A 2,021-nucleotide genomic window follows, 5' to 3' on the forward strand; every position below is an offset into this window, starting at 1 on the left:
CGCGGGTTCAACTCCCGCCAGCTCCACCAAATAAAACAAGGGGTTACGTGGAAACGTAACCCTTTTTTTTGTCCATGTCCACTTTGAGTCCACTGATATTTAAAAAGCATTTCCTGTTGGCAACTCAGGGATGCATACTTAAGGTTCAGTGCTGGCGGAGGATTAGAAATGGGTTTCTTTGATGAAACGGTGAACAGTGACTTTTGTCCAAATTGCGGAGCACAGGTTTGTGGTGAAGGCGCTTATGAATTTATCACTGATAATCAACAATGCTCGTCTTGCCAAATCCCATTAAAAACTGTTTCAGTTCATGTAAATAGCCGAAATGGAGCGCCTTATGTGATTTACTCACTAGAAATTGATTATCGTAGATTGTAATGGGTTTTTTGTTGCCATAAAAATAAAAACATTAAAATCAATAAGTTATATCATAACTTTTAGCTCTATGGCGACAAATTGGAGGGCAGATAATTAGCTCTTAAAGATTTCCACGAGTTTTACGATAGAAGGTAGAGCCTGAGCGACTACTGGTAATCCGGCAAGAAGTGTCTTGATAACTGGCTTGGACGGAGTTTGAGATTTTATTTGACCCTCAACAATGTCTAAGGTCGCTTTGATGGTCTGCGAATCAATAGGTTCCATTGCGGAAGTTTCTATATCTTTTCTTGCTGCATGCAGTATAGCCATCGCCTGACGGATATTCTCATCGCTACCCGTGAAGTTGTTCGAGTTATCAATTGAGCTATTGTTAACCCTGCTATTATCACCATAAAAGTTATAGTTTGTGGTATGTGACGCTACCGTGCCAACTTGAGGTTGCTGATTACCTTTTCTCTTAACCTCTGTTTGATAATGCGCGGGAATCCCATGCACCCCTTGATAGAAATTGGGTTCAACAACAACATACTCTTCGAATCTTCCTGCAGGCATTTCACGATGTAATTCATCGCCGGGTTCTATCGAGATATCTCCCCTCATTATGTAAATTTTACCCTTTTGGACACTTCCTTTTAGGTCAGTTACTCGACTTCCATCCGTCTTGACCAAGGTCAATCTATCATTAATCTAAGCAATCCGAATTACGCTCTAAGCGACCTTTATTATTCCCCAGTTTTGGGTGGGTTGCACAGTCACCAATGAACAATTCATACAACAATGTGATTACAGTTCCAATTCATTCTCTTCAGCAAGGATCATTGGGTTTGAGACGAAACCAGGAGCGAAGTACATGCTGTAACTAACCTTTTCAAGACAAGCTAAAGCAACTGCACTTCAACAACAGTTAACCTGTTTTCAAGAGTAACCACTGGAGAAGAACAACAAAGATGTACACGAAGCTTACTGAACCAAGGAAAATCAGGAACCTAAGGGAATTGATAAAAGCGGGATGAAAGACTCTTTGCGGCATCAGCACCATGTTCTGAGCAACACCTTCTTTACACCTTACAGATAAGAGCACTGGTATTTGCGCATTGATGGCCAACACCTCGCAGCGTATGGTTTCTTTAGGCGCAAGGTAATCAAATACCATGACATACCTACGAGATGAGTCATTTTTTTCTGCAAAAAGGCGTGATGGCCAAACATTGAGGTACATTGGCGCATAGTTAAAGATAAGTTCTACATTCGTAGCAGGCTCTTTTCCATCATTCCTGAAAATATATGACTGAGTATGAACAGTTTGCGTAGCCTGGAGCACCTCACCTTCCTTGTCCAAGAGAGGTTCATTGAGTAAATAGGTGAACTGATGCAGCTCGCCATAGCTAATTTTTGCGCTATTTTTGAAGTATTTATTGATAATCAACGTAAAGACAGGAACGATAAACGCAAAAATCTCTTTTCCATACTGGGCGAATATATTCATCCGTTATTGTCCAAAAATGTTACGTGAGTTTAATTCTCATTTTAACAAAATCTCTCTAAATGTAGTCAATATCTTGCCGCAGCTATTTCATCAATTTTCAAAAAAACTGGGTAATGACTCCAACTTACTGATAGTGTTTTATGTTCAGATAATGCCC

3 protein-coding genes are annotated in these 2,021 nt (G+C 40.2%); 1 reads left to right on the forward strand and 2 read right to left on the reverse strand.

Annotation, left to right across the window (positions count from 1 at the left end; all coding sequences use genetic code 11):
• Positions 1-168 precede the first annotated feature (168 nt).
• Entirely contained in the window at positions 169-378 is a 210-nt protein-coding gene (locus tag ADJ24_RS25135) for a hypothetical protein (protein ID WP_125387102.1), read from the forward strand.
• Between the two features lie 93 nt (positions 379-471).
• Here the strand turns inward: ADJ24_RS25135 and ADJ24_RS15065 are convergent, their stop codons facing one another.
• Together ADJ24_RS15065 and ADJ24_RS15070 are read right to left on the reverse strand one after the other, a co-directional pair.
• Positions 472-978, reverse strand: a complete 507-nt coding sequence (locus ADJ24_RS15065) for a hypothetical protein (protein WP_032667914.1) — start codon at positions 976-978, stop codon at positions 472-474.
• 304 nt (positions 979-1,282) lie between these two features.
• Positions 1,283-1,864, reverse strand: a complete 582-nt coding sequence (locus ADJ24_RS15070) for a hypothetical protein (protein ID WP_023308886.1) — start codon at positions 1,862-1,864, stop codon at positions 1,283-1,285.
• Positions 1,865-2,021: the final 157 nt, after the last annotated feature.

Source organism: Enterobacter sp. 940_PEND (assembly GCF_001059415.1).
In the GTDB taxonomy this organism is placed as follows: domain Bacteria; phylum Pseudomonadota; class Gammaproteobacteria; order Enterobacterales; family Enterobacteriaceae; genus Enterobacter; species Enterobacter cloacae_M.

What these genes read in the sequence shown, in the direction of transcription:
- ADJ24_RS25135 (WP_125387102.1), top strand. Translation starts at nt 169, where the DNA reads ATGGGTTTCTTTGATGAAACGGTGAACAGTGACTTTTGTCCAAATTGC.
- ADJ24_RS15065 (WP_032667914.1), bottom strand. Translation starts at nt 978, where the DNA reads ATGAGGGGAGATATCTCGATAGAACCCGGCGATGAATTACATCGTGAA.
- ADJ24_RS15070 (WP_023308886.1), bottom strand. Translation starts at nt 1,864, where the DNA reads ATGAATATATTCGCCCAGTATGGAAAAGAGATTTTTGCGTTTATCGTT.